Source organism: Paenibacillus sp. HGH0039, from assembly GCF_000411255.1.
GTDB lineage: Bacteria > Bacillota > Bacilli > Paenibacillales > NBRC-103111 > Paenibacillus_F.
Genome location: NZ_KE150413.1, coordinates 2786489 through 2812806 on the forward strand (window position 1 = coordinate 2786489; position 26318 = coordinate 2812806).

Annotated in this window: 21 protein-coding genes and 2 pseudogenes; 7 read left to right on the forward strand and 16 right to left on the reverse strand. The window is 46.8% G+C overall.

What is annotated here, in order from left to right; genetic code table 11:
- Window positions 1-11 precede the first annotated feature (11 nt).
- Together HMPREF1207_RS27030 and HMPREF1207_RS27035 are read right to left on the reverse strand one after the other, a co-directional pair.
- Window positions 12-485 (reverse strand): DUF2975 domain-containing protein, encoded by a 474-nt coding sequence (locus HMPREF1207_RS27030; RefSeq protein ID WP_016424189.1) that lies wholly within the window; start codon window positions 483-485, stop codon window positions 12-14.
- Between the two features lie 174 nt (window positions 486-659).
- Entirely contained in the window at window positions 660-2309 is a 1650-nt protein-coding gene (locus tag HMPREF1207_RS27035) for an FAD-dependent oxidoreductase (protein ID WP_009674555.1), read from the reverse strand.
- Between the two features lie 215 nt (window positions 2310-2524).
- Here HMPREF1207_RS27035 and HMPREF1207_RS27040 point away from each other — a divergent pair, with 215 nt between their 5' ends.
- Complete coding sequence (locus HMPREF1207_RS27040; protein ID WP_009674549.1) at window positions 2525-3169, forward strand: TetR family transcriptional regulator; 645 nt, start codon at window positions 2525-2527, stop codon at window positions 3167-3169.
- 95 nt (window positions 3170-3264) lie between these two features.
- Here HMPREF1207_RS27040 and HMPREF1207_RS30835 read toward each other — a convergent pair.
- The 6 genes and pseudogenes from HMPREF1207_RS30835 to HMPREF1207_RS27070 form a co-directional block, all read right to left on the reverse strand.
- A pseudogene (locus tag HMPREF1207_RS30835) lies at window positions 3265-3408 on the reverse strand (ankyrin repeat domain-containing protein); the annotation flags it as partial.
- Window positions 3409-3562: 154 nt separating this feature from the next.
- Window positions 3563-4927 (reverse strand): SMI1/KNR4 family protein, encoded by a 1365-nt coding sequence (locus HMPREF1207_RS27045; protein ID WP_016424190.1) that lies wholly within the window; start codon window positions 4925-4927, stop codon window positions 3563-3565.
- 637 nt (window positions 4928-5564) lie between these two features.
- Window positions 5565-6407 (reverse strand): hypothetical protein, encoded by an 843-nt coding sequence (locus HMPREF1207_RS27055; RefSeq protein ID WP_009674552.1) that lies wholly within the window; start codon window positions 6405-6407, stop codon window positions 5565-5567.
- A gap of 561 nt (window positions 6408-6968) precedes the next feature.
- Window positions 6969-8123: a hypothetical protein gene (locus HMPREF1207_RS27060; RefSeq protein WP_009674553.1), complete on the reverse strand. Its 1155-nt coding sequence runs from the start codon at window positions 8121-8123 to the stop codon at window positions 6969-6971.
- Between the two features lie 351 nt (window positions 8124-8474).
- A complete protein-coding gene (locus HMPREF1207_RS27065; RefSeq protein WP_009674539.1) occupies window positions 8475-9713 on the reverse strand; it encodes a 2,3-bisphosphoglycerate-independent phosphoglycerate mutase in 1239 nt (412 codons plus the stop codon).
- Window positions 9714-9730: 17 nt separating this feature from the next.
- Window positions 9731-11218, reverse strand: a complete 1488-nt coding sequence (locus tag HMPREF1207_RS27070; RefSeq protein ID WP_009674557.1) for an SLC13 family permease — start codon at window positions 11216-11218, stop codon at window positions 9731-9733.
- A 267-nt stretch (window positions 11219-11485) separates the two neighbouring features.
- Here HMPREF1207_RS27070 and HMPREF1207_RS27075 point away from each other — a divergent pair, with 267 nt between their 5' ends.
- Window positions 11486-12409 (forward strand): LysR family transcriptional regulator, encoded by a 924-nt coding sequence (locus tag HMPREF1207_RS27075; RefSeq protein ID WP_009674540.1) that lies wholly within the window; start codon window positions 11486-11488, stop codon window positions 12407-12409.
- 258 nt (window positions 12410-12667) lie between these two features.
- On the opposite strand, the gene HMPREF1207_RS27080 is transcribed toward HMPREF1207_RS27075, so the two are convergent.
- From HMPREF1207_RS27080 to HMPREF1207_RS27090, 3 genes are all read right to left on the reverse strand, one after another.
- Window positions 12668-14170 (reverse strand): alpha/beta hydrolase family protein, encoded by a 1503-nt coding sequence (locus HMPREF1207_RS27080; protein ID WP_009674551.1) that lies wholly within the window; start codon window positions 14168-14170, stop codon window positions 12668-12670.
- Between the two features lie 442 nt (window positions 14171-14612).
- Window positions 14613-15068, reverse strand: coding sequence for a DinB family protein (locus HMPREF1207_RS27085; protein ID WP_009674542.1), 456 nt, complete (start codon window positions 15066-15068; stop codon window positions 14613-14615).
- A 572-nt stretch (window positions 15069-15640) separates the two neighbouring features.
- Window positions 15641-16225, reverse strand: coding sequence for a TetR/AcrR family transcriptional regulator (locus HMPREF1207_RS27090; protein ID WP_009674828.1), 585 nt, complete (start codon window positions 16223-16225; stop codon window positions 15641-15643).
- A gap of 325 nt (window positions 16226-16550) precedes the next feature.
- Here HMPREF1207_RS27090 and HMPREF1207_RS30690 point away from each other — a divergent pair.
- Together HMPREF1207_RS30690 and HMPREF1207_RS30445 are read left to right on the forward strand one after the other, a co-directional pair.
- Window positions 16551-16781 (forward strand): annotated as a pseudogene (locus HMPREF1207_RS30690) (NAD-dependent epimerase/dehydratase family protein); the annotation flags it as partial.
- Window positions 16782-17134: 353 nt separating this feature from the next.
- On the forward strand, window positions 17135-17452 hold the full coding sequence (locus HMPREF1207_RS30445) for a hypothetical protein (RefSeq protein ID WP_009674834.1): 318 nt from the start codon (window positions 17135-17137) through the stop codon (window positions 17450-17452).
- Between the two features lie 425 nt (window positions 17453-17877).
- On the opposite strand, the gene HMPREF1207_RS27100 is transcribed toward HMPREF1207_RS30445, so the two are convergent.
- The 3 genes from HMPREF1207_RS27100 to HMPREF1207_RS27110 all read right to left on the reverse strand — a co-directional run bounded on the left by HMPREF1207_RS27100 (window position 17878) and on the right by HMPREF1207_RS27110 (window position 20229).
- The gene (locus HMPREF1207_RS27100; RefSeq protein WP_009674851.1) at window positions 17878-18042 is read right to left on the reverse strand and encodes a hypothetical protein; all 165 of its coding nucleotides are present in this window, start codon (window positions 18040-18042) and stop codon (window positions 17878-17880) included.
- 162 nt (window positions 18043-18204) lie between these two features.
- Window positions 18205-18693, reverse strand: coding sequence for a YfbM family protein (locus HMPREF1207_RS27105; RefSeq protein WP_009674827.1), 489 nt, complete (start codon window positions 18691-18693; stop codon window positions 18205-18207).
- Between the two features lie 171 nt (window positions 18694-18864).
- Entirely contained in the window at window positions 18865-20229 is a 1365-nt protein-coding gene (locus HMPREF1207_RS27110) for a D-serine ammonia-lyase (RefSeq protein WP_016424192.1), read from the reverse strand.
- Window positions 20230-20391: 162 nt separating this feature from the next.
- Between HMPREF1207_RS27110 and HMPREF1207_RS27115 the strand changes: the two genes are divergently transcribed.
- The 3 genes from HMPREF1207_RS27115 to HMPREF1207_RS27125 all read left to right on the forward strand — a co-directional run bounded on the left by HMPREF1207_RS27115 (window position 20392) and on the right by HMPREF1207_RS27125 (window position 22761).
- A complete protein-coding gene (locus tag HMPREF1207_RS27115) occupies window positions 20392-20937 on the forward strand; it encodes a cupin domain-containing protein (protein ID WP_009674841.1) in 546 nt (181 codons plus the stop codon).
- Between the two features lie 345 nt (window positions 20938-21282).
- Window positions 21283-22134, forward strand: coding sequence for a CPBP family intramembrane glutamic endopeptidase (locus HMPREF1207_RS27120; protein ID WP_036740404.1), 852 nt, complete (start codon window positions 21283-21285; stop codon window positions 22132-22134).
- Between the two features lie 18 nt (window positions 22135-22152).
- Window positions 22153-22761 carry a TetR/AcrR family transcriptional regulator gene (locus tag HMPREF1207_RS27125; RefSeq protein ID WP_009674838.1) on the forward strand — a complete coding sequence of 203 codons (609 nt, stop codon included), beginning with the start codon at window positions 22153-22155 and terminating at the stop codon, window positions 22759-22761.
- A gap of 857 nt (window positions 22762-23618) precedes the next feature.
- Here HMPREF1207_RS27125 and HMPREF1207_RS27130 read toward each other — a convergent pair.
- Window positions 23619-25007, reverse strand: coding sequence for a M20/M25/M40 family metallo-hydrolase (locus tag HMPREF1207_RS27130; protein ID WP_009674821.1), 1389 nt, complete (start codon window positions 25005-25007; stop codon window positions 23619-23621).
- A gap of 14 nt (window positions 25008-25021) precedes the next feature.
- Window positions 25022-26302, reverse strand: a complete 1281-nt coding sequence (gene fabD / locus HMPREF1207_RS27135; RefSeq protein ID WP_009674832.1) for an ACP S-malonyltransferase — start codon at window positions 26300-26302, stop codon at window positions 25022-25024.
- Window positions 26303-26318: the final 16 nt, after the last annotated feature.

Sequence of the window (26318 nt, forward strand, 5' to 3'; positions counted from 1 at the left end):
ACACCTCTTTTTTATTTTTTATCCAGGAGATTTTTTATTGGTTTTTGAAGAACTTCTAAAATGACTGCAACAATACTTGTTGCAAAAATACCTATTAGACTTAGCGATATCGGACCCGCTGCGTCATCTCCTGTGGTTTTAGCAAGCACCATTAAGTTTACTATCACTAACAAAATGAAGAAAATGACTGTAAAGGCACATCTCTTTATAACCTTCAAAGATTTAAGGGATAACTCGGAGAAAGCATTGTTCTTTTCGATATAAGTTAATAGCTTAAATACATGATACAATGCAACAGAAAACGTAATACAGATTCCATACGCGCATACTAAAAGGGGGTAAACCTGGTAATGGTAATCTGGATTTACTAGGGCATCTCTCCTCGTTGCTTCAGGCAACCAATAGATACACAAAGCAAGCACTGCAATTCCAGCCAGAAAAATAATTACCTTTAAGAAATTGGTTGAACCTCGTTTAACATTCATTTAAAACACCTCACTTATTTATGACAACATGATTTTAGCACATGATTTATCGTTTTACAATAAATATATATTGTATATTATTATATTGTTATTAAAATATAATTGCGCGTTTGGAGTCTAAACGTCAAATAACCCCCATCTGTCTCAACAGACGGGGGTTATTTGACGTTTACGTTAAGCTCTTTTTTTGCCGAGAAGTTGGGCAAAAACCTCTTCCAATGTTAAGGTCGGTTGCTCAATATGTTCTTCGCAACGCCAACATACAAAACCGTCTGGGCGAACGAGAACAACGCTTTTTTCCTTGGCTTGATAAGCATTCTGCCAGCCATGATCTTTGTCAATGAAATCTCCATTCTGTCCTACGCTATAAGTATTAATTTTGACACCAAACTGCCCGGATACGTATTTCGCCGCATCCTCCCATCCCTCGGCTTTTTCCCCTACAAACAAAACAAATCCTAATCCTAACAAGTCAAGCGTGGAACATTCCCTACCTTGATATTCGCCCCAAATATGAGGGGCCCGTGTACCGAGGCGCCCCTTTAGTTCAAAATGATCGAGCGATGAAGGAGCGGCATCCTGTTTAAGGATGGCTTTGGATTCGTAATGATAGCCAACCGATACAATCAGATCGTCAAACGGAGATATTCTCTTTTCCGTCTGTTTTTTCATGGCCGAAAACACACCCGTGTCGGCGACTCGCCCGGCCTCTGAAACCGTCATTTGGGCGACGGGACGACGTTCAGCCTCATAAGTTTTCAACAGTTCAGGGCTGGCCGCTTTATGAACGGCTGCTGCCAATTTCCATGCTAAGTTATGAGCGTCTTGTACACCCGTGTTGGCTCCGTAACCTCCAGTCGGCGGCATGAGGTGAACTGCATCCCCAATTAAAAAGACGCGATCCTGTTGAAATTGCTCAGCGACCTTTTCCGCTGCTTCCCAAGGCAGCACACTCAATATCTTTACTTGGAGATCCGGTAAATCAATCGCCTTTTGTATGATTTCCCTGCATCGTTCTTCTGAAAAATGAGCAGCAGTCTCACCGCCTTCAAAATCATAAGAAACGTGATAGCACCAACGGTCACGATTATTAATTGCAAGCAACACGCCTGCCGCCCCAGTACGTGTGATGTTGCACGCACTGAATTCGCGTCCCTTTACAAAATGTTCGAGATCTGCTTCAAAATAAATATTAATGATATGACCGTGTGAATTCATTTCGGTCATCTTGATGTTCAGCATTTGACGAACCGGGCTTTTTGCACCGTCAGCAGCAATCATATAGTCTGCTACTATGGTTTCTTCAACACCCGTTGTACGATTGAGAACGGTAGCCCTAACATGGTCTTCATTTTGTTCAAAAGCAGTCAATTCTGTATGAAAACGCAGATCCCCCCCACGTTCGCGAGCTGCTTCAAGCAAGATGGGTTCGACCAGATTTTGTGTAGCACGGACGCTGGAAGCAGGACTTATCTCTTTGAGGGTAGCAAAATACGATTTCACAGACTCTGGCAGTATTTTGGGGATATCCATTTTTTCCGGATCAAACTCTGCCTCTCTTAATGTATGGGCCGTGTACCACCCTTTGCCTTTGGCCAATTGCGTACCGATCTCTTCGATTGCTTTAGCCAACCCCAGTTCTCGATATAATTCCATTGTCCGAAAGTTTAAGCCCCGTGCCCGTGGATGAATGTTCGTTTTTTGATGACGTTCAATAAGTACATAGGGTACGCTATGCCGCGACAAGAATAACGCTGCGGAAAGACCGGCCAATCCCCCTCCGACAATCAGTACAGGAACAGTAGTGATTTTTTTAGACATCATATCCAATCCATCCTTTCTGTCTTATTCTCTCCAATTGTTTTGACTAAACCATGTACTTCTATCACCAGCAAATCTTCGTCCTCCTCCTTAACGGTGTTATATTGATTTTTACTATAACGGTGTTAAAGAACATTTGTCAAGCGAGTTTACAAAACTAATGTAACACTGTTAAATTCGCTTGTTATGTCTTATAATTAATTAAAAGAGGTGCGAACATGGAAGATCATTTGAAACTAAGCGAAAGACAACAGGAAATCGTCGAAGCGGCGCTTGAATTACTGGCTGAAAAAGGATATGACGAATTATCTATTCGTGATATTGGAAAAAAGCTAGGTGTCAAAGCCCCGGCCATTTACTGGCATTTAAAAAACAAAGCTATGATTGTGGACTACATGGCCGAGCATATCTTACAAAAAAAGATGGGAAATTTCGTTCCAAGGGAAAGGGAGCAGTCCTGGCAGGATTGGCTGCTTGAGCATATCACACTGTTTCGTAAGGCTATGCTCTCTTATCCTGATGGCGGGCGTGTGATAGCCGGCGCGCATCCTTTTCCCAATGGAACTTTAGCGAAGTTTTTGGAAATTTCTTTTGCCTCCCTTCGCAGTGCAGGAATGGATATACGAACAGCCAGAATTGTTATGCTCACCGTTATTCGTTATACATTTGGCTGTGTGATTGAGGAACAGGCGGACGAGCAAAACTGGGAAACGCTGGCCGAGCGTACAATAAACAGCGGCGAATTAACAAACATTATGGAAGCTATTAATGTCGGCGGTACGGATGACGAAAATTTCATGACAGGGCTTAAATTAATTGTCGCAGGTGGAAATGAAGCGATGGCATCAGACAAATTTTTTTGAAATACCGTTATCGCTCGTTCCTCGCCGTCCCCACTGCCTAAATGAAAAAGCCGCCTGTCGCATCGACAGACGGCGGTTTTTTTATTCAAAATCAAGCGTCGCAAGGCTTCCCGAAAATAATCACATGCAAAATGTATCGGTTGCAGATTGTTCGGACCTTTCGAATGGACATCTGCCCCTGCTTCGATTAAAAGCTTCACTATATCCAGATTCCCTACTCTACACGCTATTTGCATGGTGTTCCATTTATCGGATTTGAATAATCAGTTAGCTTTTTATTTAGACTATTCGCTTTCGCGTTAATTACATACTCCCGCACCATATCCACATTTTGGTTATAAACAAGCATGATGCAATGTTTCATTATTTTTGGTTTCTGTCATCTGTAGTTACTCACCTTTCATCACCCAAGCCAGATTCGATCGCTATCAGCTTACCCACTAACCGCTCCGTTGCAGCCGCCGTAAAGCTCAACACGCCTCCCTTGTTTACGATATCTCCCTGCTTGATCCGTTCATCCAGCCAACTGGAAACAAAATCTGGCGCGTATCCTCCGGTGCTGAAGCCTTGCGCAAAGGCGATCATCTTTTCGTACTCCGCCAAATACTGCGCTCGCGTCACTCCCGGGTTTGCCCCGGCGTACAACCAGAACTGGATATCATACATGAGCATGGACAACTCGTCCGCATGAAAAGCGAAATAGCCTTTGTCCTCTACGATCTGGGTGCAAATATTGCGAATGACCGCTTCAATCCGATCTATTCCGTCGGCTTTCTCGCATAAAGATTGCAATAAAGATGAGAATTGCGCATACTCCACCTTGTCCAAATCATCGAGCTTGTCCTGCTCCGAGGTGTCGAATACTTCCTCATTGACCAGTCCTGCGATAAAAGTCGCAAAGTTAGGCGCAAGGAAGGTAACCCAATAACCAGCCTCTTGATCCACATGTACAACTGCAGGCTCGCCGTCCCGGCCGCATGCGCGATAATCCAGCATAATGACATCATGCCCTGCCGACGGGCAATCGCACAGGACAACCCCGATGTCCGGATAGCCCCATTCTTCCTGCATAAAATTGCTGCCCAAACTGCCGCCCAGACTATAAGCTTTCTCGCGCCCGATCCCCATAATACCCGTAATGGCTACATGATCCTCCGCCCAGGAGGTCGAGACGGCAGTCGGAAAACAAGTATTGACCGGTATGCCGCCATTCTGCTGCTGCATCAGCCAAATATAATCTGCCGGAAGCTTGTATCCAAGCTCCTCTTCAATAGAAGCAATCATCTCGGCAGTAGGCGGCGCCTCTACATAACTCTTGTCCGCATAATCGCTCATCTCCCAGAACTGACTGAAGTCGCGCTCGCGGAAAGGCACACGAGTAATCTCCCTGATCGCCACAGCTTGTCTCCCCATAATATCGTGGCAAGCCTCTATGTACTTATCCACATCTGCATTGCCAGGCTCCAGACGATCGAACTGCTCGAATGCGGAGAGCGCCTTTTCCCATTGATGCATGTAGAAATAAGAATAGCCGATGCGCCAGTTCCACGTTGCATCCTGTCTTCCTTGCTGTTCTACCGACAGCAGCTGTTGCAACGCTTCCGTGTAGCGCCCCAAGTTGTTAAGCGCTCGGCCATAATGACCCACCAATTCGTAGTCCCGCTCCGATTCAGGTAGTTGCTCGATCGCTTCAACAATTTTGTCGTGCTGATCATCGTCATACCAGCTTTGCAGCTTGTCCAACAATTCTTTTGACATTTCGCCACTTCCTTATTTCAATTTTTCAAGCTTGAAGCGCTTACCCGCCACGGTCACGCCACGTACAAGCGCAGCGTTCAGTGCGCATAGAACATTCGTAGTCAGACAGGTTTGAAGATCGGTGTAGTTAGCAAACCGTGAATATTGCTTGCCCCAAGCGTAAAGCGTCTCGCCGGAGTGTGTTCCCGCTCCGATTGACGTCGCTGATTGTCGAACTTGCTGAGTCGCTCATTGAGAGTGGAGCAGATACTGTCACGTTGCCGTTCGGTGGCCTGACGTAAAGGCACTGCACGAAAGCTAGCTTTCCCGTGGTTAAGGATAGTGAATGGAACCGGCCCTCCCATCCTACAACGTCAAAGCGATATAGTAACAAACTACAATTCGATCAGATTTTGATCTTTTAAAAAAGTGTCATAGTTCCTATCAATAGTTTCTATGCTAGCATGTTGGGATGATACAATAAACATCTTCCTAACGACATAAAATGTAGATTTTTTCGCCCAACTTATGATAAGGTTCACCTCAACGGGGCTATCGGCGAAAAATAAGAAGGAGCTTGTCGCAGCGTGACAGCTCCTAGAGATCCAATTGGTTAACATAAACCATATTCTTTTTTCGCCGTCTCCTTAACTTGCGTCTACTTTGAAAATGTGCTAAGTAAAGACGGCCATACGGAAATTTTCTCACGGCAGGATGGACATAATGTTTCCCCCGCTAAATAATACAGATGCCTGACCAATGTTTGCTCCCCGATCGCTTCCGCCCGCTCCGCTAATGTTCGTATTTCTTCATCTGCAAATGACGTGACCGGGACGATCACATGGGATTCCTGATCAGTGTGAAAGACGGGATCTTGTTCATAGGCTTGAAGTATTTCGATTTCTACAGAATTATCTTCATGAGGCCAGATGAATACATCATTTTCGCAGGCCGGACACACGGCCACATACTCATCCCCGTTAATAAAAGTCATCAACATATCGGCAAGCATATACGAACCTCGATAAGCGGCATCCGCAACAAGAATAAAACGTTTCTCCGTCTCATCGATGGAATGACGGGCTGTATAGGTGAATACTTCCTTTGTAAGCGCCTTGAGTTTACCAATGGCCTCTAAATATTCACGATACAATTCAGTACAGACAGAGCTGCCTACATCTTCAGCCAGTTCAGCCCAAGATTCTGGAAATGGCTCCTCATCGTGCCCATCACGGCTTGCCTCGATTATACCGCAATTTACAAAGAGCTCTTTGCGCACTTCAGCATCTGATGTAGAACATGCTATTTGTGCCAAAAACGGCATTGCTGCATATGTAGCCGTATATATCGTATTTTGATGGTACAAGTACTCTTGAAAGATTTCATCAAAAATCTCCTGACTATATTGCCGCATTAACTGCTGCAATAACACAGATACGTTTTCTGCAGAACTGTACGGTCCTGTCAGCTTTCCCCATACATCGCTATTCCACTTAAGCAAGGTTTCCCTCCGTTCCTAATTTCCAAATTATACCTTTTGTACTTATTGTATCACATAATAAATACTGAAATCAGTGCCAACATCCATCGCCTCTATCTCATTTATACGCTTCATAACAACGGACGCCCTGTCAGATATGTGATTATGAGTAGGAGTGGCATGCCCATCCACCCCTTTTCTAGAGACTTAAAAGTTCATCAAGGAGTTTAATCATTTCTTTTGCCTGATTTTCATCAGTAAAACAATTAGTATTCATCTGGATCAGACCAAATTTTAATCAAACGGGGCGATTCCGATACCTTCATTTTCTCAAGCGTAAGCGTTTTACCTCCACTATATTTTATAGTCTGGTTCCGTAGCTGCTATTTTCTGCAGGCTCCATACTTAAATTGCTAGGGAGATTGTGCAACCCCCATTTGCACAGATGGATATTTAAAAATATGGGTTTATCTTGTGAACCATAATTTTTTTCATACTTTATCTTTCAAAAATAATTTACATTATCACGCCTGCGCAATTACTGTAAGAACGGCTTTCTTGTTGAGGTCGAAGTCATTGCAGTTAAATGGACATTTTATGAGCCAACACAATGGCATTTACCGCTGACACGGTATCCTTGGCTACCAGCTGTTCATCCAGCTTCAAATGAAGTTGTAAGGTAGAGACTGGTGGATTTTTAGTAGAAATCATGAGCTCAACCTCATGAGATGAAAGCACCTTCGCTTGCATGATTTGCAGCCAGGGGACAAGATCGGGTAATGATTTATCCTCCGAAGGGCCGGTTTCCATGCCATCCACCCCAATAGGTGAATGCCCATCGAAATACTCAATCCGGAGCACAGCATAAGAGGGGGTACTGTTCCACTTCAAGGTCGTGGCCTCCTCCAGCCGATGGCGGGAGGTTCTTTTAGGAGCGATAATCACATGCCACAAAACGATAAACAGAGAGGGGATGAGGAAGCCGAACACCGCCAACCAACCACTGGAAGTCTTGACATAGACGGTAAGAAAGAGGGCTGCGGACAGAATCGCAAGCAACCATATGTAGAGCTCCTGCCGCCATTTGGGCTGGCGCTTCCCAGATGCTGGAGGAATGGACTGTGCCGGCTGAATTTCCGGAATTTCCGGAGCTTGCTCCGTCTGAGTTACCGTACGTTCTCTCCATGGCAAATGCTCCCCATTCAGCATATAGAAGTTATCGGCTGCTCCCTGCCAGACCTTCTCCTGCGAGGGATGCGGCGACTGCCAGAGGGTAACGTATTCTTGAATGTCTTTCAGATAGAGGGCGGGATCGCCCGTGAACGAGAAATATTGCGAAAGCTCCAGATGAATAACGGCAGCAGAATACCGCTGTACATGGGTCGATAAGGTTTCCAGCCACTCATGTACAGGAGCGGCAAGCGAAGGGAAATGGGCCAGCATGCCGGGTAAACTCAGGCGCAACTGCTCTGCAGCATCCGCCCATGGAATCTGCCATTGGAATGCCTCGGAAAAGCCTTCCCACTCCGGCAGATCCTCCACATCCGGTTGGTCCATATGGGGTTGAATCTTGCTCCATGCATGCATAAGCTGCCCGCTATAGCGCTGGAACTGCTCTTGGCTGACCAGACAAAACCATACTGGAGCGAGAAAATTATTCGTCTCGAAAGCTATATTCTCATAATCGACTGAATCTGTATCGGCGTTTGTAACGCTCAGGAACGTCCGGTTTCCCATATAAGATCCTTTCCTCCTACCTTCGTTTCACATCCAATAATGGAGAGAAAAACTTTCCAACCACACATTGGAGGGTTATTTGGCATGCACAGATTCTATTATAGCATCATCTTTTTAAACTTTTCTTGAATTATCTTGACAAAATATTAGCTGGTTTAGCGTAATCCAGGGGGATCATGCATTACACGTTTGATGGTCGATTCACATTTGCAAAAAAAGAGAGACCGGGAAAATTCCTAGCCTCTCTTGAATAACTATTTAGGTACTGTTGAAGTAGACCAAGCTAGCTCCCCTATAACTGCTTTCTCCTTATCATTTATCACTTTTCTTATCAAAAGGATTGTGCAATAGCTAATTCCCCAGTTTTTTCACTCGGCCCATAAAACCGTGGAGTGTTCGGACAAATTCATTTCCGGTTAAATGTCCTAACCCTCCAGAAGCACAATCAATTTCATTGTACCGCCAATTCCGGTCTCTTCGGATGCTAGGCCCGTAGATCAGAATCGGAACGGGGTCGCCGGTATGTTCTCCAACCTCACAAGGCGTTGAGTGATCGGCAGCCAATGCGAGATACGTGTTTTCAGGCAGTCCCTGAGCGATAAGCCCCACCATTTTATCGAACTGCTCGATCGCTTTTGCTTTTTCAAGCGGTTCATTATCATGACCTTTTAGGTCAGGCGCCTTGAAATGGACCAAAACCATGTCACTGTGGGCGATTTCTTCGATCGCCAGTTTAGCTTTCAGCTCAATATTCGTATCGATATTTCCTGTCATACTGCTATCCGTGATGGCTTTAAAGCCGGCCAGCCGTGCAACACCGAGAACCGTACTTTCTCCCGCGATGCAGCTTCCCTTTATATTTAGTTCATCCGTGACGGGCTCAAGCCGAGCCATCTTCCCGGCTCCCCTCGTAAGAATAAAATTAGCAGGCAGTTTGCCCTGTTCGATACGTTTGGCATTGACTGGATGATCCGATAAGATGGCGTGAAATTTAGAAAGAAGCCTATTTAGTATCGATGCCGTTCTCTTGGATTCCTCGGAATCGTCCAGCGGCTGTACCTCTTCATAGGGACATCCATCGTTCGGTGCTTTAGGGTCCGAATCGCTGACATTTTCGCTCAATCCGGATCCCCGCAGGATAAGTACAGCTCGATGCTCCGTTGCCGGCTTAAAATACACCTTTACCCCTTGAAGCTCCAAACCGTCGATTGCATTCGCGATTTCATCCGTTCCCTCTCGTATCCGTCCCGCTCTGCGATCGACAACGATTCCGTATTCGTCCACCGTGGCGAAATTGCACCGAAGCACGACATCTCCCTCTTGAACATCCATTCCGATTCCCAAAGCTTCGATCGGTCCCCGTCCGGGATAATGATGCGGCTGGTAGCCGAATAAAATCATATGCCCCATATCCGTTCCCACGGGAATGCCCGAACCGATCAAATCCATCATGCCTGAAATGCCCATCAAAGCTAGCTTGTCCAAATGAGGCGTCTTCGCGAATTCCAACGGCGTTTCATGATTAAGCAATGGGTGGGGGCGGTCCCCTACCCCGTCAGCAATGGCTAAAATAACTTTTCTCTGCAGCATGGTATCCTCCTACTATTCTATATTCCGATTACTTTAAACCAGGTGAATATGGCCAAGCTGATCACGCAAGCACCGATAAAGCATGTAACGACCGCATATTTCACTTGATCCAATACGGTAAAATAGCCTGTTCCGAAATAGATGGTATTCACCTTGGAATGCGGGGGAAGCGTAATGGTGTACGTCATGGTCATGGCTGCGGCTAAAGCTAGCGGGACCGGGTCCATTCCGAGCGTTTTGGCCAGTGCGATGAATGCTGGTATCAATATCGTCACCCGGACGGTTTTGCTTGTAAAGATAAGATGGCTGTACATGCTGAGGAACACTACCACGATATAAACCAGAGCATGGTTCATCTGCTCTAAGCCCAGCGCTCCTACGACCTTGCTAATGATCCATTCTGCGCCTTTCGATTTATCCAGCGCATTACCGACCGCGTAGGCACCTGCCGCGAAAATCATCAGCTCCCATTTGATGTTGGTCTCTTTCCATGTCAGCAAACCGACTCGGGGCAAGAGACACAGGAGCGCAGAGAGCACGGCCGTTTGTTCCGTGCTGATCTCGAAACCAAACCAAGCCTTGTGATAGTCACCGGTCGCCCATAGAATTACAGTAAAAATAAAGATCGCCACAGCCTTCTTTTCATCCAGGGAGAACGAACCCAACTTCTTTAACTCATCCCTAAGAGTATCCATTGCGTTTGTGAAATTGTTTTCATCCTTGAATGAAAACAGCTTTAATCCGACGAAGAATGTGATGAGCATCGTAACGATCGCAGTGGGCATAGAGGCCAGAAGCCAATCCATGTAGCCGATGTCGCCCCCTGCTTGATCATTAATGAATCCGACTGCAATGATGTTTCCCGAAGTAGCCGTCATGACACCCGATGTCGCAATCGCGTCGGCTTGAATCCCCTGGAGCATCATCGTCTTTCCAAGGTTGCTTTTACCCGGTATCGCTTTGTAGACTTCCAACAAAATTAGGCAAATCGGCACCATAAGTGTAGCTCTAGCCGTAGTGGAAGGAACGAAGAAGGCGAGAATAAAATTGATCACAATCAATAAGAACAACGTCGTTTTCGGCGTCTTACCGAACTTTGTGACCATCCATAACGATAATCTTCTGCCCAAATTCGACTTGATCATGGCAGCGGTGAGAATAAACGCGGAGACCATCAGCCAGATGACGTCATACCCTAAAGTTTCGAACGCGACCGATTGATCCTTAACAGCTCCAACTAGAGGAAGCAGTAAAATCGCAATAATGGATGTCAAATAAATAGGAATCGGGGTGGTAATCCAAAGAATGAGCGCTCCGGTGAATATGGCGATCGAACTTTGGGCTTGAGCGCTCATGCCTTCAGGCGTCGGCATAAAGAAAAGTAGCAATACGACCGTAATGGCCAGGGGAATCCCCCACTTCTTCAACCTTTCCTCCATCTTGCTTTTTTTCTTGATCGGCGGCTGTTTGTTATCACTTTCTACGCTCTCTTTGACCTCAGACATCTTGTGCCCTCCCCGTCTAATGATAACGCTTTCATAATAAACAATATTTTTGCTTGAATCCATTTGATTTTATTCTTGTAATCATCACATCTTGTTATCGTTCCCGCCTCTCTGGCAACCATCATTCATACATTGAATCCCCATCCTTCTATTTATTTTTATTTGCACTTTTAGTATAGTAACGATAGTTGCATCAATCAATTTGATTATCTTTTATAAACAATAACAAATCATTATAATACAATTCCCATGAAAGGTGACCTGTTTATGAACTTCAGCAAACTGCAAACGTTCCTCACTCTATCCGAGTGCTTGAACTTTACGGAAGCGGCCGAATTGCTCTATTGCTCCCAACCGTCCGTAAGCATGCAAATTCAAAGCATGGAAGCGGAGTTGGGGGTATTACTTTTTGACCGGATCGGCAAAAAGCTTTACCTGACCAAACAAGGCGAGCACTTCAAGCCTTATGCGGAGCAAATGATCAACCTGCTGCATTCAGCTAAAGATCATATCAGGCAGTTGGAGGACTTATCCTATGGTACATTATCGTTCGGTGCGAGCAATTTTGTGGGTGTCTATCTGCTCCCCATGATCCTGCGCAATTACTCCAAAACGTTTCCAAATATTAAAATCAACATGAGCATTACTTCTTCTAGCCATCTTATTCACATGTTGGATTCTAATAAAGTTGAATTTCTTGTTCTGTCTGATCGAGTTTTGATGGATGAATCCCGTTTTGAAAGTAAAACTTTTTACGATGACGAGCTTGTTCTTATTGTCAATCCTTTGCACCCGCTTGCCGCAAAGCCGGATTGTACCCTACAGGAATTGGCCAACGAAACGTTCATAATAAAACCTGATAAATCGGCCACGCGAAGTTATTTGGAAGGAAAATTTGAGGAATTAGGGTTTACTCCGCCTAAATATCTGGAAATCAGCAACTTGGAAGGAATTAAACAAGCGGTCATCCATGAACTTGGCGTATCGATTGTTTCTAATTTTGCCATTCAACAAGAAGTTAAAAACGGATTAATCGTCAAAATACCCATAAGAGGAGTTACCTTCATTAGAGGGATCTGTTATGTTTATCATCGCCAAAAACATCTTTCTCCTGCGGCCAAACAACTTGTTTCATTATTGGATCATTTCTATGAAATCCGGGACCCTTACCGGCCCGTTATGGAATCGTAAGAAGGACGTACGAGATGCTCCTGTGCTCGGCAATGAATACATCTTCTTGTTCAAATACGGGTAAGGATATATGTTCTTATCCAGAGCAAAAGACAAGAACATGTATCGTTAAAATAAAAAAAAGCCGCAACCATGCGGCTCCTTAACGTTGTATGTTCTTGTCCTCCGACATGTCTTGTCCAATGACACAAACATACCCTTTGTTAAACCTGTCTACTTGAAGGGGAGCCTATCAAAATCGGTAGCCTGCTCCGTAATTTATAATAGCGAGGTTTCGAACTTCACCTCCGGAAAGCGGCTCTCCGGTCCTTTCATTAAGATTCCGCCTTGATTTTTCAGATACATATCGAAGAAATCCAGCATATAGGCATTGATAACGGAGTTCGCTCTTTCGGGCGCAATCTTTCCTGTAATGCCCAGCATGTTGAAAATCGGAGAAATGAACTGTACGTCGGTAAAATTCAAATGCTCCGTATTGTCGATATAGAGGAATTGCCCCCCTGAAGCAACCGTTTCGCGCATCCGTTCAAGCTCTAACTTTTTATCTTCCGTTACTTGATCCATCCACTCTCTTGTGTTGCCCATGCGTTTAAGCTCTGCCTCCGTGTAGGCGTGGTTATCCGTCACCATCTTTAATCTTTCGAATTCGCTTTCCGAGTTCATGAACAAAAACGGCTTTCGCAGACCCTCTCTGTCACGCAGTCGATAAAGCGCTCCATCCAAGTCTATTCCAACCGCGATTCGCGGATCATAAGAAGCGTCATAGGCCGTCGCTCCGCCGATGGAATGACCGAACACCCCGACATGACCGAGATCAATCCTCCCTTTTAGATAACTTGGAATCTGCCCCGATTGGATGAGCTCGAATTGATTCAGCGTAAACGCCACATCGTCGGTTAAAACTTTTCCCAACTTGTCGCGATTTCCGCTTTCCGTCCGGTAATCATGGTCGGGCGAGAATAAGTCGTTGGTATTGATGGTCGTGATTCGACCGTCCGGAAACTCGGTTGCAAATGTATTGTAGGTGTGGTCGATCACTGCCACGATATATCCGTGACTCGCGAGATTTTCGGCTTGCGACGTGTGGAGGAACCTGGAAGAGCCGAAACCGGGATTCGCAAGGATCAGCGGGTATGAAGTCTGTGCCGAAGAGACTTCGGCCCCCGAATAAGCATGACCGGATACGTACTTCAGGTGTTGCAAAGTAAACCCGGGAAGGCCGTAGTTCGCGGCCATATAACGTAAAATCTGGGTATCGGGAATAAGGGGAGCGTACTTGCCGGTGCCAGCTTGAGCCGGATACCATACCTGAACCATCAATTCTCTCTTACTATCTTTAGCTTCGTCGAAAATCTCTTCCCTATTTGTATCCACAAAATGATAAGTTTGCGTTCCTACCTTAAATTTACCTGTCGGTTCAGGTAGTTTAAATACAGGAAAAGCATACACGAGGCCCGCTGTTACGACCAGCATTATCACTATAGCGGTATAAACTGAACCCACCATGAATCGTGGGATTTTTTTTTGGCCGGTTTTTTTGAAATAGCTATAACCTGAAACCGCTAAAAAAATGATCGTTATGCAATATGGGAAAAATAGCTGAACTCTGTATCCTTCCACCGTCCAATGAATGACCAGTAAAAGTGTGGCGATCCCGCTGGCAACGAATACTGGAATTCTACGCCGTCCTTTTTTTAATAGGACTGTTAATGCAAACAAGCCGATGTTTGACAAAAAAAGCAGCAGTTCAAACAGCCTCATCTCGATTCTCCTTTTATTTTCTTTTGCCCCAATTTTATCCTGACAGGCTGGCCTAAGCTATCTATTTGCCTTACATCTACCTTACAATTTTGTAATTCGATCTTGCGGTATTGGAGGACTTGTAAAACGGTTTCCAATAAACGATCCTTCCTTCGATTCATTATTTCTACGATTTTCATACAGTGAATTGTTTTTATCCGTATTGTAGTAAATCAAATATGGTCCTCACCTGAAGTCAAGATTAATACTATCCTTGTTCGACATTTCACTCTTTATGGGAAAATAAATAAGCCGGTCCTTTAGCAGTACGCTAAGGGGGCGGCTATCTCATGTATTCGGAGGGATTTTTTATTTTATAAGACTGTCGCTGTTTTATTGAACTAACGTTTCGCGTTAATTCAATGCCAATCCCATTCCGAGTAATGGTGATTATTAGGCCTTGTTAGAGCCTTGCGAACGTGATGTAATCGACTTGGGCAGGCTCTGCCGATTCGATCCGAAGTGCCCGGTTGATCTGTCCCCGGTGATATTGCCCATGTAAGAGGACCTGCGACAGGATGTCCCGGACGGACGTTCGGAACGGAACCCCGCTCTGGTTCGCATAGTCGATCATCTCGTCCAACTCGGAGTCCTCGAGCCCTTCGATATAGACGCGATATTGCTCGGCGTTTTCTTCGAACATCGTCCGGATCGCCGTCAGGTCTTCGGCTTCCTCCCACAACGAATATTGCGCGCTGCCCTTGCCCTGCAATCGGGACAGCCAAACTCGTTCCGCGACCGCGACGTGCCGAACCAGCTTCAGAAGGTCCTTGTTCTTCGTCTCACTCTCCTCGAGCGCGTCCAAGATGCGTCCGTCCGCCCAGTAGAGATGGTCCATCATGCACTTGATCGTCTTCATTTCGGTTTCCCCCTCTTCGTCTCATCGATTACTTGAACCTACTGTTATCCGTTAGTTTAATCATTTGAATGAACGAAAACAACCTTTTCTGGGTGAATTCCTTGTTGCTGTAACACTTCCAAGGAGAAACGTGCATTTTCAAAGGTATTAGTAGCTTTATCTTCTTCTAAGTAATGATTCTGAAGGTACTCCTAACGCTACCCAGACATTTTTAAGAAACTCCCATTCGGTTGTTTCTACATGAGGGGGCGGTTTTGGAACATTTACTCGTTAAATAAATGCCTTCGCGCCCATCTCCTCCACGAATCTTACAATGCATCTGCCTCTTTGGAATCGTCAAATACAATTAAGAGGTGAATGCCAAACGAATGACGATGCTGACAAGTAAAATGCAGCCCGAATCCTAATGGATACGCGCTGCATTTTACTTATAAACTCATGTAGTCGGTTCTCTAAAGCCCCTGTTTAACAAAAAAACAAGGGTTTCGCAGCGATCTCTCATCGTGCGACTTTCATCGTTTAAAGTTCGGCTATGAAATTTTGGAGGCGCCGTCGCCGGGATGAGCCTTCGTTCACCGGGATTGTCGCGCCTGGAGGTCGCGAATAAAATTCTCGGCCAGCTCCCGCGGGACAAGTTGAGCGGGATCGCGTCCGCTCAAGATCCAGAAGAAGCTCGGCCCGATCAGCAAGGCAGTAGCCTGGTCGAGCGGGACTGGCAGCGTATCCTTCCCGAGCGCGCGCTCGATCACGACACGAGCGCTATCGCCGAGCGGATCTTTCGCGGAGAGCAGCTCCGCCACGACGGAGTCATGCTGCGCTTCACCGAGGAGTGCCCGATAAGCGGCACCGGCCAGTGAGTGCGCGAGGAAGCGCAGGAGTGCTTCCAGGTAGGCCGTGATGTCGTCCAAAGGATCTCCTGAGAGACTAATCTCAAGCTCCTCCTCCGCATCGGCTGCGCTGGCCTCAAACAGGATCTCCGCTTTGTGTGACCACCATCGATACACGGTCTGCCTGGACACTCCGGCCCTCTCGGAGATGCCCTTCATCGTCATTGCCGCATACCCGACCTCGATCAAGAGGTCGTCAACTGCATTTAGAATAGCCGTCCTCGCTTGCTCGTTTCGGGGACGGCCGACGGGATTGTGTTCTTTGTCCATGTCTCAATTATACAAGGGGACGTTGCTTCTTGTCCATTTTATATATAGACACGATGTCTCGTATATGTTATATTTTCGGTGCATAGTGTCTCGAAAGTATAACATTACGACATCGACCGGCCGCTTTCCAAATCATGTCGCTAAGACGGCATTCACACACGTCTTGCGTCAATGAAATACTGGACACCATGTACCGTTTATAGTATATTAAGTTACACGTTGTCTCGTAATCAAAGAGGACGGATGTCGTCTTGTATTCTGATGATGCGAGTAACCGCAAAAAATATGCCGTAGCCCACAGAAGGGCTGCAAGGAGGTAACACGAATGAATGTATTTGTCACTGGAGCAACAGGGTGGATCGGATCGGCCACCGTAGATGAGCTGCTGAAAGCTGGACACAAGGTCGTCGGGTTGGTCCGGTCGGACGTCTCTGCTGCGTCGCTCGAGGCGAAAGGCGCGAAGGTTCTGCGCGGGGACCTCGATGACCTCGACTCCCTACGCCGCGGGGCGGCCGAGGCGGAGGCTGTCGTTCACCTGGCGAACAAGCACGACTTTGCAAATCCGGCGGAGTCTGACCGAGCTGAGCGGGCTGCAGTCGAAACCCTTGCCGAGGCGCTGGTCGGTACCAACCGGCCTTTCATGGTCGCGACTGGAATGTCCGGTCTGTTTCAGGGGCGGCCGGTACTGGAGACGGACCCGTCGCCTGACGTGAGCCCGGACTCTCACCGAGGCGGCGCTGAGAACCTCGCTCTCGACTACGTCGGTCGCGGAGTACGGACTATCATCATCCGCTTCGCACCGACAGTTCACGGGGCCGGAGACTGGGGCTTTGTCAATTTCCTGGTGAGCGCTGCACGCAAGCATGGCGTGTCCGGTACATCGATGACGGCTCCCACGCATGGTCCGCGGTGCACCGTTCGGATGCCGCCAAGCTCATCCGGCTTGGAATCGAGAAGGCGCCGGCCGGATCACGCCTGCATGCGGTCGCAGAGGAAACCATCTCCACCCGGGCGATCGCCGAAGCCATCGGACGCGCCCTCGATATCCCGGTGACCACGATCGCGCCGGAGGATGCAGCTGCGCACTTCGGTTTTGTCGGCAGGTTCTTCAAACTATCCATGAACGGCTCCAGCGAACGCACCCGTGAACTGCTCGCATGGACGCCCGCCGGGCCGACTCTAATTGATGACATCTTGGCCGGTGCGTACAAGGAAGCCGGGCAATAATGATCGCCCCACAGACAATGTCCCTTGGTGCCGTGAACCCATCACGGCAACCGGGGCTGGTTCTACCCTTACGTGTGCGCGTGTGCTATCTTGGTCGTGGGCCTTGTCGCCGCCATCAATTTGGCGGTACCGAAGCTCGCTGCCAGAGGGTTGACCCGAGCTCTTCGGATCTGCTGTGGATCGTTGAGCGTATGTAGAATCATCTCCCTCAGGTCTCGATCTGCTTACGCCGCCTTGCTTCCGAATAGAAGTCTGCGTTCGAACCTAAAATACTCCGCCTGGTTCGCTTCATCAGCCGCTTGAATTAGAAATTCGTACTTCTTTTAATGCAATATATAAGAAAAAAAGCACTCTGATGAGTGCTTTTTTTGCTGGAACCAGCATCTCCAAGCTTCGCGGGTTCGGTCTGTCCTAACTTATCAAGTTTATTTCAGAGATTCCGTTTCCGCTTCTGAAAGTTCGCTCGCTTTAGCGATGTCTGGAACTTGAATCCCCATGTTCAGCCTATTTTTCGCAATTTCGATGGCTTTCTTTTGCTCGTCCACGGCAATTCCATTCACTATACCCTTTTCCGTCGCCCACTCAATCATGGAAGCTTCATCAAGCAAATACTTTTGCCGTTCTTCATATAAGCGGCTGGCTTCCCAGTTCGGGGTCGTTTCTTATGTCCAACAATATGAAGTTAGGTGAGGAATCCCATGAACCTATGTAATGATTTTATTTGCCGCTTGCGATGATTCAAAGGATTGGAATCAGAAAATATAGAAGATGAGACCTTTGCCCTCGGCTGCAGTTTGGCTGTAGAAACGCCGGATTTCGTTAAAATGCTGAAGCATGTAGGCAAAGAACTCTTCCTCATCCTCGTCTGAAACAATGCCAGCCTCAAGAGGATATACCTCTTCCTTGAGCATGACCGGGAAATCATACCGCAAGCGGAGCTGCGCTTCATCCAGCTCAGACATAGCCTGAAGCGCTTCTGCAACTTGCTCGGCGCGTAAGGAAAACGCCCCGAATGAGCCAAAGTCGATGCCTTTGTCTGACGTCAGCGGAACAACATAGCCAAGAGGGGGCTCTCCATCGGAAATATCTCCACAAAGCAAGTAGTGAATCGCCTCCCAGGATCTATCAATGTCCAGTCCGGGATAATCGTCTATTTTCAAACTCTTCAATGCAATGTCGCCTGCTGCGATTTGCTGCACCAGGTTGTCGTCCATTGCAAAGTAATATCCACGCATTCCCATGTTGTCAGCCTTCTTTCCATTTTTAGTAGTGACTATACGGCCCTATCAAAATGTAACATTCGGGAATTGTGTATTTCAAGGAACATTTACCATAATGACAAATTTTAGCCCCAAAAAGTTCCAACCTAGGTTGCTCTTCCATAGATAACCTATAACAAAAAAGAGTCCCAATTAGGGGTTCTTTTTTGTTTGTGTTAAATTCAATCCTTTTTGATAATAGTACCTCATCATTTCTTCAGGAACCATATTTCCGCCAGTCCCCCAAATAATGTGAGCACCCTTACTCATTTTTTTCGTTAAATTATGCTTGAGTAAATAATCGGTTCCTTCTTTACTTAATTTAATGGGTCCTATCATACCTGCGAGTGCTGAAGGTTCTAAATGAATTCCCTCTGTATCAATTAGTTCCTTTAATAACGTATACAATTGTTCATCGCTCACCGTATAATTACCGCTTAGAAACGGTTCTATGGTTTTACCCACAAATCCGGATGGTCTTCCGACAGCAAGCCCATCAGCATCTGTTACATTATCAATCCCAATATCTTGTACGGAAATTTTATCGTGAAGTCCAGTCATTAAACCAAGTAACATACATGGAGAGTGGGTAGGTTCTGCAAAGAAACAGTGAACATGATCTTGATACAATAACTTCAATCCAAAAGCTATACCGCCAGGACCACCACCTACTCCACATGGAAGGTAAACAAACAAAGGATGATTTTCATCAATTGTTATCTCTAACTCTTCCAATTGTTTTTTTAATCGAGATGCTGCTACTGCGTATCCTAAAAACAGATCATGAGAATTTTCATCATCTACAAAATAACAGGAAGGGTCACCGTCTGCTTGGAGCCGACCTTCCTCTACTGCTTTACTATAATCCGATTCATATTCAATTACATGAACATTTTTGTTTCGAAGCAGGTCTTTTTTCCATTGTTTTGCATCAGCCGACATATGAACGGTTACATTAAAGCCTAACTTCGCACTCATTATGCCTATGCTAAGTCCTAAATTTCCAGTCGAGCCTACCGCGATTGAATATTGCGAGAAGAATGTTCGAAACTTATCACTATCTAAAATGGAATAATCATCATGAATCGTCAACAATTGATGTTGAAGAGCTAATCCTTCTGCATGTTTGAGAACTTCATAAATTCCGCCTCTTGCTTTTATAGACCCCGATATAGGAAGGTGACTATCACACTTAAGCAATAATTCACCTAATATAGGTTGTTGATAATTCTGCTCTAAGGATTGTTTCATGGAAGGAATTCTCTTTAAAGGAGATTCTATTATCCCATTCATTGTTTTTGTTTCCGGGAAAACCTTGGCAATATAGGGAGCAAAACGTTTCAATCTTTCCTCTGCATCCCTTACATCATCTTGAGTAAGGGGGGATTTTTTAATTCCTGTTTCAAACTTTTCAAGATTAGGATTTAACCACACTAATTCTTTCGTCGAAATGAGTTTGTTTAGTAAAGGATAGTGTGCTTTCCATGTTTGCAGCTCTCTGAATTCAAACTCTTTCACTTTGGCGATCCCCCTCATTGACTTGATTATAGTCATCAAAACCAGGTAAAATAAAATTTAATATATGTTAAGTACAGTTTAACACAGATGACTTCTGCTGTTAAGTCAGAATTAATATTGTTTAATCATGATTAACGACTGATTGTCAAGGGGTGCATTGGAATGGAAAATATAGATATCGGTAAAAAGGTTGAAAAATATAGAAAAGCTAAAGGCTTTAGTGCTAGAGAATTAGCAAGGTTAGCTGAAATAACGCCTTCCATGTTGAGCCAAATCGAACGCGGCTTGGCAAACCCTTCTATTCAGACTATTAAGGTTTTAGCGAAATCTCTAGAAGTTCCTACATTTAGTTTTTTCATTGAGGAAACAAACACGGTTGATTTAGTGGTTAGATCTAATAACCGAAAGAAAATGGTCATTGAAAACTTATCTTATGAGCTAGTTTCGCCTGATTTTACTGGAAACCTGGCAACAGCCATTATGAATTTTCCACCGAACACTGCTTCATCTGAGAAACAGATGGAGCATAAAGGAGAAGAAGTTGCTTTTGTATTGGAGGGGAAAATTAAAGTGTTTTTAGACGATGAAGAATACATATTGGAACCTGGTGATAGTGTAAAAATACCAGCACAAATGAAGCATAAATGGGAAAATAATTTTAATGAACAGGCTGCGATACTTTTTTCGGTGACTCCACCAGCTTTTTAATTTTGCTTATACGAATACGCGGTACTCATAGATCCTCCGTATAGCCGCGTGTGATACTCTATAGAATCCGGTTCCCCGATCCCTGCCAGTTAACGGGGTAAGCTCGCCGAATATCTCCCTACTAATACTTGGATATTCTTTTCATGCAATATATAGGTAAAAAAGCACTCTGATGAGTGCTTTTTTACTGGTTTCGAGGATGATACTTTTCTGTCCATCTTCTCTGCAAGCGCTAAGTGATGAAATATGAGTTGTTGTCATTGGGTTGACAGACCTATCGCGGATAAGTATATTGTACTTACCGACTGTGTAGTCGGTAAGTGCAATGAGAATGGGGTGCATCTCATGGAAAAAAATTATGGGCTCCAACCGCCGATACCATTCAGCTTCAAATCTTTAGCAGGGCTTATCGTCATTTTCATTATTTGGCAAGGAGGCACTTTATTATGGTTAGATCTAATGAATGCTTTACTTCCCGCTACTCGCTCAGGATTACCTAGTTTGATCACGCTCTATTTGTCCTTTTTTTTCCTGATTCTCGGAGTCTGCATCGTTACCAGATATTTTTTCAAAATTCGTTTTAAAGCATTTTTGTTTGAAGGTAAAAGGCCTAATTACCGAAAGTTTGTGAATTATTTTTCACTGTACGTAATGGCACTTATCCTGTATTTACTTGTCGATATCGCCGTGCATCCTCAAGCCTTTACGCTTCATTTCAATCCGCTTCCGTGGTTAGGCGTACTGCTTGTTACTGCACCTTTGATTTTGATTCAAAGTGCTGCTGAAGAGATTTTGTTCAGAGGATATATGTACCGTATGTTCAGATCATTAAGAGGCGGTGTATTCTGGTCCATCCTCCTCACTTCCCTGACATTTGCCCTGATCCATGGACTAAACCCCGAAATGCTAAACTACGGAATTTTTGGACCGTTGTATTACCTGCAAGGAGCATTCTTTCTGGGAGTCGTTGCTTACCACACCAATGGGCTGGCCGCTCCCGTCGGGATTCATTTTGCCACGAACATTTTCAATACATCTATTTGGGGATATGGATCATCGGCTTTGGATAACATGGGATTGCAAAGTATTGTTTACCGCCACGCGTTAGATATGAGGTTTGCATTCTTTGGGATTTTTGCTATCGTTATTTCATATAGCGCTTTTCAATTTTTCAAACAGAAGAGGAACCGTTTGTAAGGTTCCCTGGAGGAGCTTATGAGCAGAAGACGGTTGCCGGCAGAAGAAGCAAAAACGATTATTTTAAACCATGCGAAGTTGTTATTTATTGAAAAAGGTTATGATCGGGCTACAATGGACGACTTATGTGCCTTGACACAGATGAGCAAAGGAAATTTATACCATCATTTTAAAAACAAAGAGGTGCTCCTTCTCCAATTGCTTACCCAGCATTCGGAACAAATGTCACAAAAGTGGCTTCATTTGGCCGAGCAATCCAACTCTCCCAGCCAGCAGTTGCTTGAAATGGCTGATTTATTCGGAAGAGATTGTGAAAGTCCATTACTCCACGCGCTCGAAGAGTATGCCAGAACACTTTCCAGTGAATCCGAAGCATTGGCTACATTGAGAGAGATCACAGATGCAGCCTATCGTGCAATAAAACAGGTGCTCCAAAAAGGGATCGACCAGGGCGTTTTTATTAATGAAGATATCGAAACATTGAGTTTCGGTGTAATGTCCACAATAGCCGGCGCAACGCAGCTCTGCCTAACGATGCCGAAATTAAGCGGGGAAGAATATGCAGCCCTTCATGTCAAGGCGATCAAACTGCTTTTGAAGGGAATATCGATTGATGATCCCAACTGAAAAATGAGAACATACTTACTTTCATGCAACACCTCGGATGGCAAGTACATGATTCTATTCCGGATCTCAGAGCATATCAAAAACCATTGCTAGGTTAGATGGTTTTTCACAAATATGTGCGTAATAAAAGCCGCGCCAAGCGTGAGCGGTGAATGATCTTAATGCTACTGCCTTTCCACTTTAAATCCTTCCTTCTCCAGCAACGGGACTATCCCCTGATCGCCCAGCGCATTTGACTGTAGCGAATGTAAGATTCTATTAAACGAATATCGTGTTTTGGAAATGGTAACAAGTATTCACATTAAAATGTTGTGGAAATGCTCTCTACTTTTTAAAAAATCATGCGTGAGTATCTCCTGGACCTATAGAAAACATAACATATATTATGTAAACTATATTTTTTTCAATGAGTTCAAAAAATGAAGATGAACTATCAAAAGCGATAAAACGATTCTAGAGCAAGCTGAGGCAAGGGGGGGATGTTTTATTATCAAGCATTCCCGTAAGAGTCATCACTCTTCCCGTTGATTTGATCCTGTTTGTTAATTGGGACCTGTTTCGGATGTTTAACCGCTCCCATAACCTCGCCCCCGGTGACACCCTCCAATCGCATTTGTATCGCTTGCATCTTCACTTCCAACGGATAGCTCACTCTTGTTCCCCATACAAAAACACCTCCAAAATTGTCCTCCACATCTTACGACATGGAAGCTTTTTCTTGAAGGTGCTTTTATTTGTCTCCCGCTATGGGATCAGTCCCCAGCGAGAGTCGCCTTGAACTTGCGCTTCTCTTCTATGCACAATTTGCATGTTCCTTGCATCGATCAACGATAACGGCATGTGCATGGCAAGCTGCTCTAACCATCCGATGACAGCGGCTGCGCTCCGTACCGCTCCAGCACCCGGTAAATCGCATCCGTGCCGAACCCCACCGCTTCTACGGGAATACGTTCATCCGCCGCATGAATCAGTTTGGTAAACTGCATGTCCTTGGGCAGCGGCATGGGCAGGAAACCATAGGTTTGGATGCCGAGCCTCGCAAACAATCTTCCGTCCGTTCCTCCGGGCAGCAGCATCGGCACCGGAACGGCCTCCTTATCCGCTTCTTTCAGCACATCGGACAGCAAACCGAACATCCCCATGTCTGGAGCCGCGGCGCATGGGTCATGGCGCAGCACTTCCAGCCCGATCGAATCATGAATCGCGAATCTGCGCAGCTCGTCCATAAATTGCTGCGGAGTGACGCCCGGCAGCGTTCGGCCGTCCAGCTCGACCGTAATTTCGCTTGGATGAACGTTGATTTTCTCGCCGCCGCGAACGACGGTCGCGCTGACCGTATTACGCAGAAGCGGGGCGAACGTCCCGCCCTTTTCCCCCAGCAGCTTCAGGATGAGGCCGCCCAGCCGGGGACGCAGCAGCCCTCTCAACAGCAGTCCCGGTAGCAGCGGCAGCGTGGCGGCCATGCCTTCAATCATCAACCGGGCCGCTGGTACCACACGTATTGGCAGCTTATTCCTGCTAAGCGTTTGAAGCATGTTCCCCAATTGCGCCATACAGTCGGCTCCCGACTTGCCCATGGAGCCGTGGCCTCCGTCTCCTCGAATCGTCGCTTTGAGCCAACATAGCTGCTTCTCCGCCACCATAATCGGATAAAAGGTTTTCCCCAGCGCATGAAACGCGAAGCCGCCGAATTCGCCGAGCGCATACTTTACGCCCGCAAAATAATCGGCATGCCGCTCTACCAGGAAGGAAGCCCCGTATTCGCCCCCTGCTTCCTCGTCGCTGACAATCGCCAGAATGAGATCGCCGCGCAGCGGCAGCTTGCGGACATGCGCGCGTAGGAAAGCCGATACGAGCATTGCCACGCCGCCTTTCATATCAAGCGCGCCCCGCCCCCAGACGAAGCCGTCATGGATCTCGCCCCCGAACGGGTCGCGGCTCCAGGCTTGCTTGTCGACGCCAACGACGTCGACATGCCCGTACAGCAGCAGCGGCGGTGCCTCCCCGCTGCCCTTCATCCTGGCCAGCAGATTGGGCCGGGCCGGATCAAGCGCACAGATCCGTGTCTCAATGCCCGCATCCTCAAGCTGTTGCCGGATATACATGATGCTTGCGGCTTCCTCGCCCGGCGGATTTGTTGTATTGAAGCGGATCAATGTCTGCAAAATCTCCACGGGAGACGGCAGCTCCGCGGGGCGTTCGACTCCATCCTGATCCAACTCGTCATTAGCCAGCCGGATACCCATGCCCCCGCTCCTTTCTATAATAGACTGCCCGCGTATGGTCGGTCGGCAGGAGAAACGCCCGGCAAGCCGCGCAGGCCGAACTCACCCTGCAGTCTTGCAAGCCGACGCTCCTGCTCTTCGGCGGACGTGCCTTTGGTGCGAAACATCGATTCCAGCATCGCCAGCGCTTGCCGAACATGCGCCTCTTCCACTTGCTCTCCCGTTTCCCGCAGCCGATCGACCAACTGCTGCACGCCGCGGTAAGGCAAAGCGACGCCTTGTTCATACTCAGCCGCGTTCCAGTTGCGGTTGCGGACGCAAGTGGCGATAGCCAGACAACGATTCAGCAGTTCAATCGAATAAGCGTCCGTTTGCCGGCTTGCGTCAACCAAATGCGCCTCATCCTCCTTGTCGTCAAAAGCGAATACGCGCAGTCCGTAGGGTGGAGCCAGCCGTTTCAATACATTGCCCGGACCCAGTTCCACGGCAGCGGCAACGCCAATGCTCTTCTGAAATGCAAGGACCGCCGGCCAATTGACGGGGTCCGTCAATCCCCTTGCCAGCATACCCGCGATCTCCGCCGAATTTCCGTACGGCTGCCCCGTCAAGGAGGAAACTACGGGAAAATCCATTTCTCCAAACGAGACGCGGCTTAGCACTTCGGCAAATTGCGCTGCCGCCGGCGCCATTAACGGACTATGGAACGGTGCGCTTACCTGCAGCGGAATGACTGCGGCCCCCTGGGCGGACAGTCTTTCGGACGCTTCATGGACGGCCTCTTTGTGGCCCGAAATCACCGTTTGCCGCGCTGAATTCATATTCGATACCACGACAATACGGCTTCCGTCCGTGAAGCCTGCGCTGGTTTCCAAGCATACTTTGGCGACAACATCGGGACTCGGACCGTTCACGGCGGCCATCGCGCCGATTCCGGCAGCGGCTGCCCCTTGCATCAACTCGCCGCGGCGGCGTACGAGCCTGAGCGCATCCGGGAACGTTATGGCTCCCGCGCAGGTTAAAGCGGTAATCTCGCCCAGGCTGTGGCCGGCGGCCATCGCAGGTAGGTATCCCCATTCCCGGCTGTAGACGCGGTACATCGCCACGCCAAGCGCAAGAATGGCGGGCTGGGCATTGTCTGTCCGAGTCAGCTCCGTTATCGGTCCCTCATACATCAGGCTGTCAAGACGCATGCCCAGCGCTTCGTTCGCTTCCTCCATCGTCGCTTTGACAACCGCAAGCCGCTCGCTCAGCGTTTTTCCCATTCCGACGCGCTGCGAGCCCTGACCGGGAAACCATATCGCATGTTTGTTCAGCATCTTCCATCACGCTCCT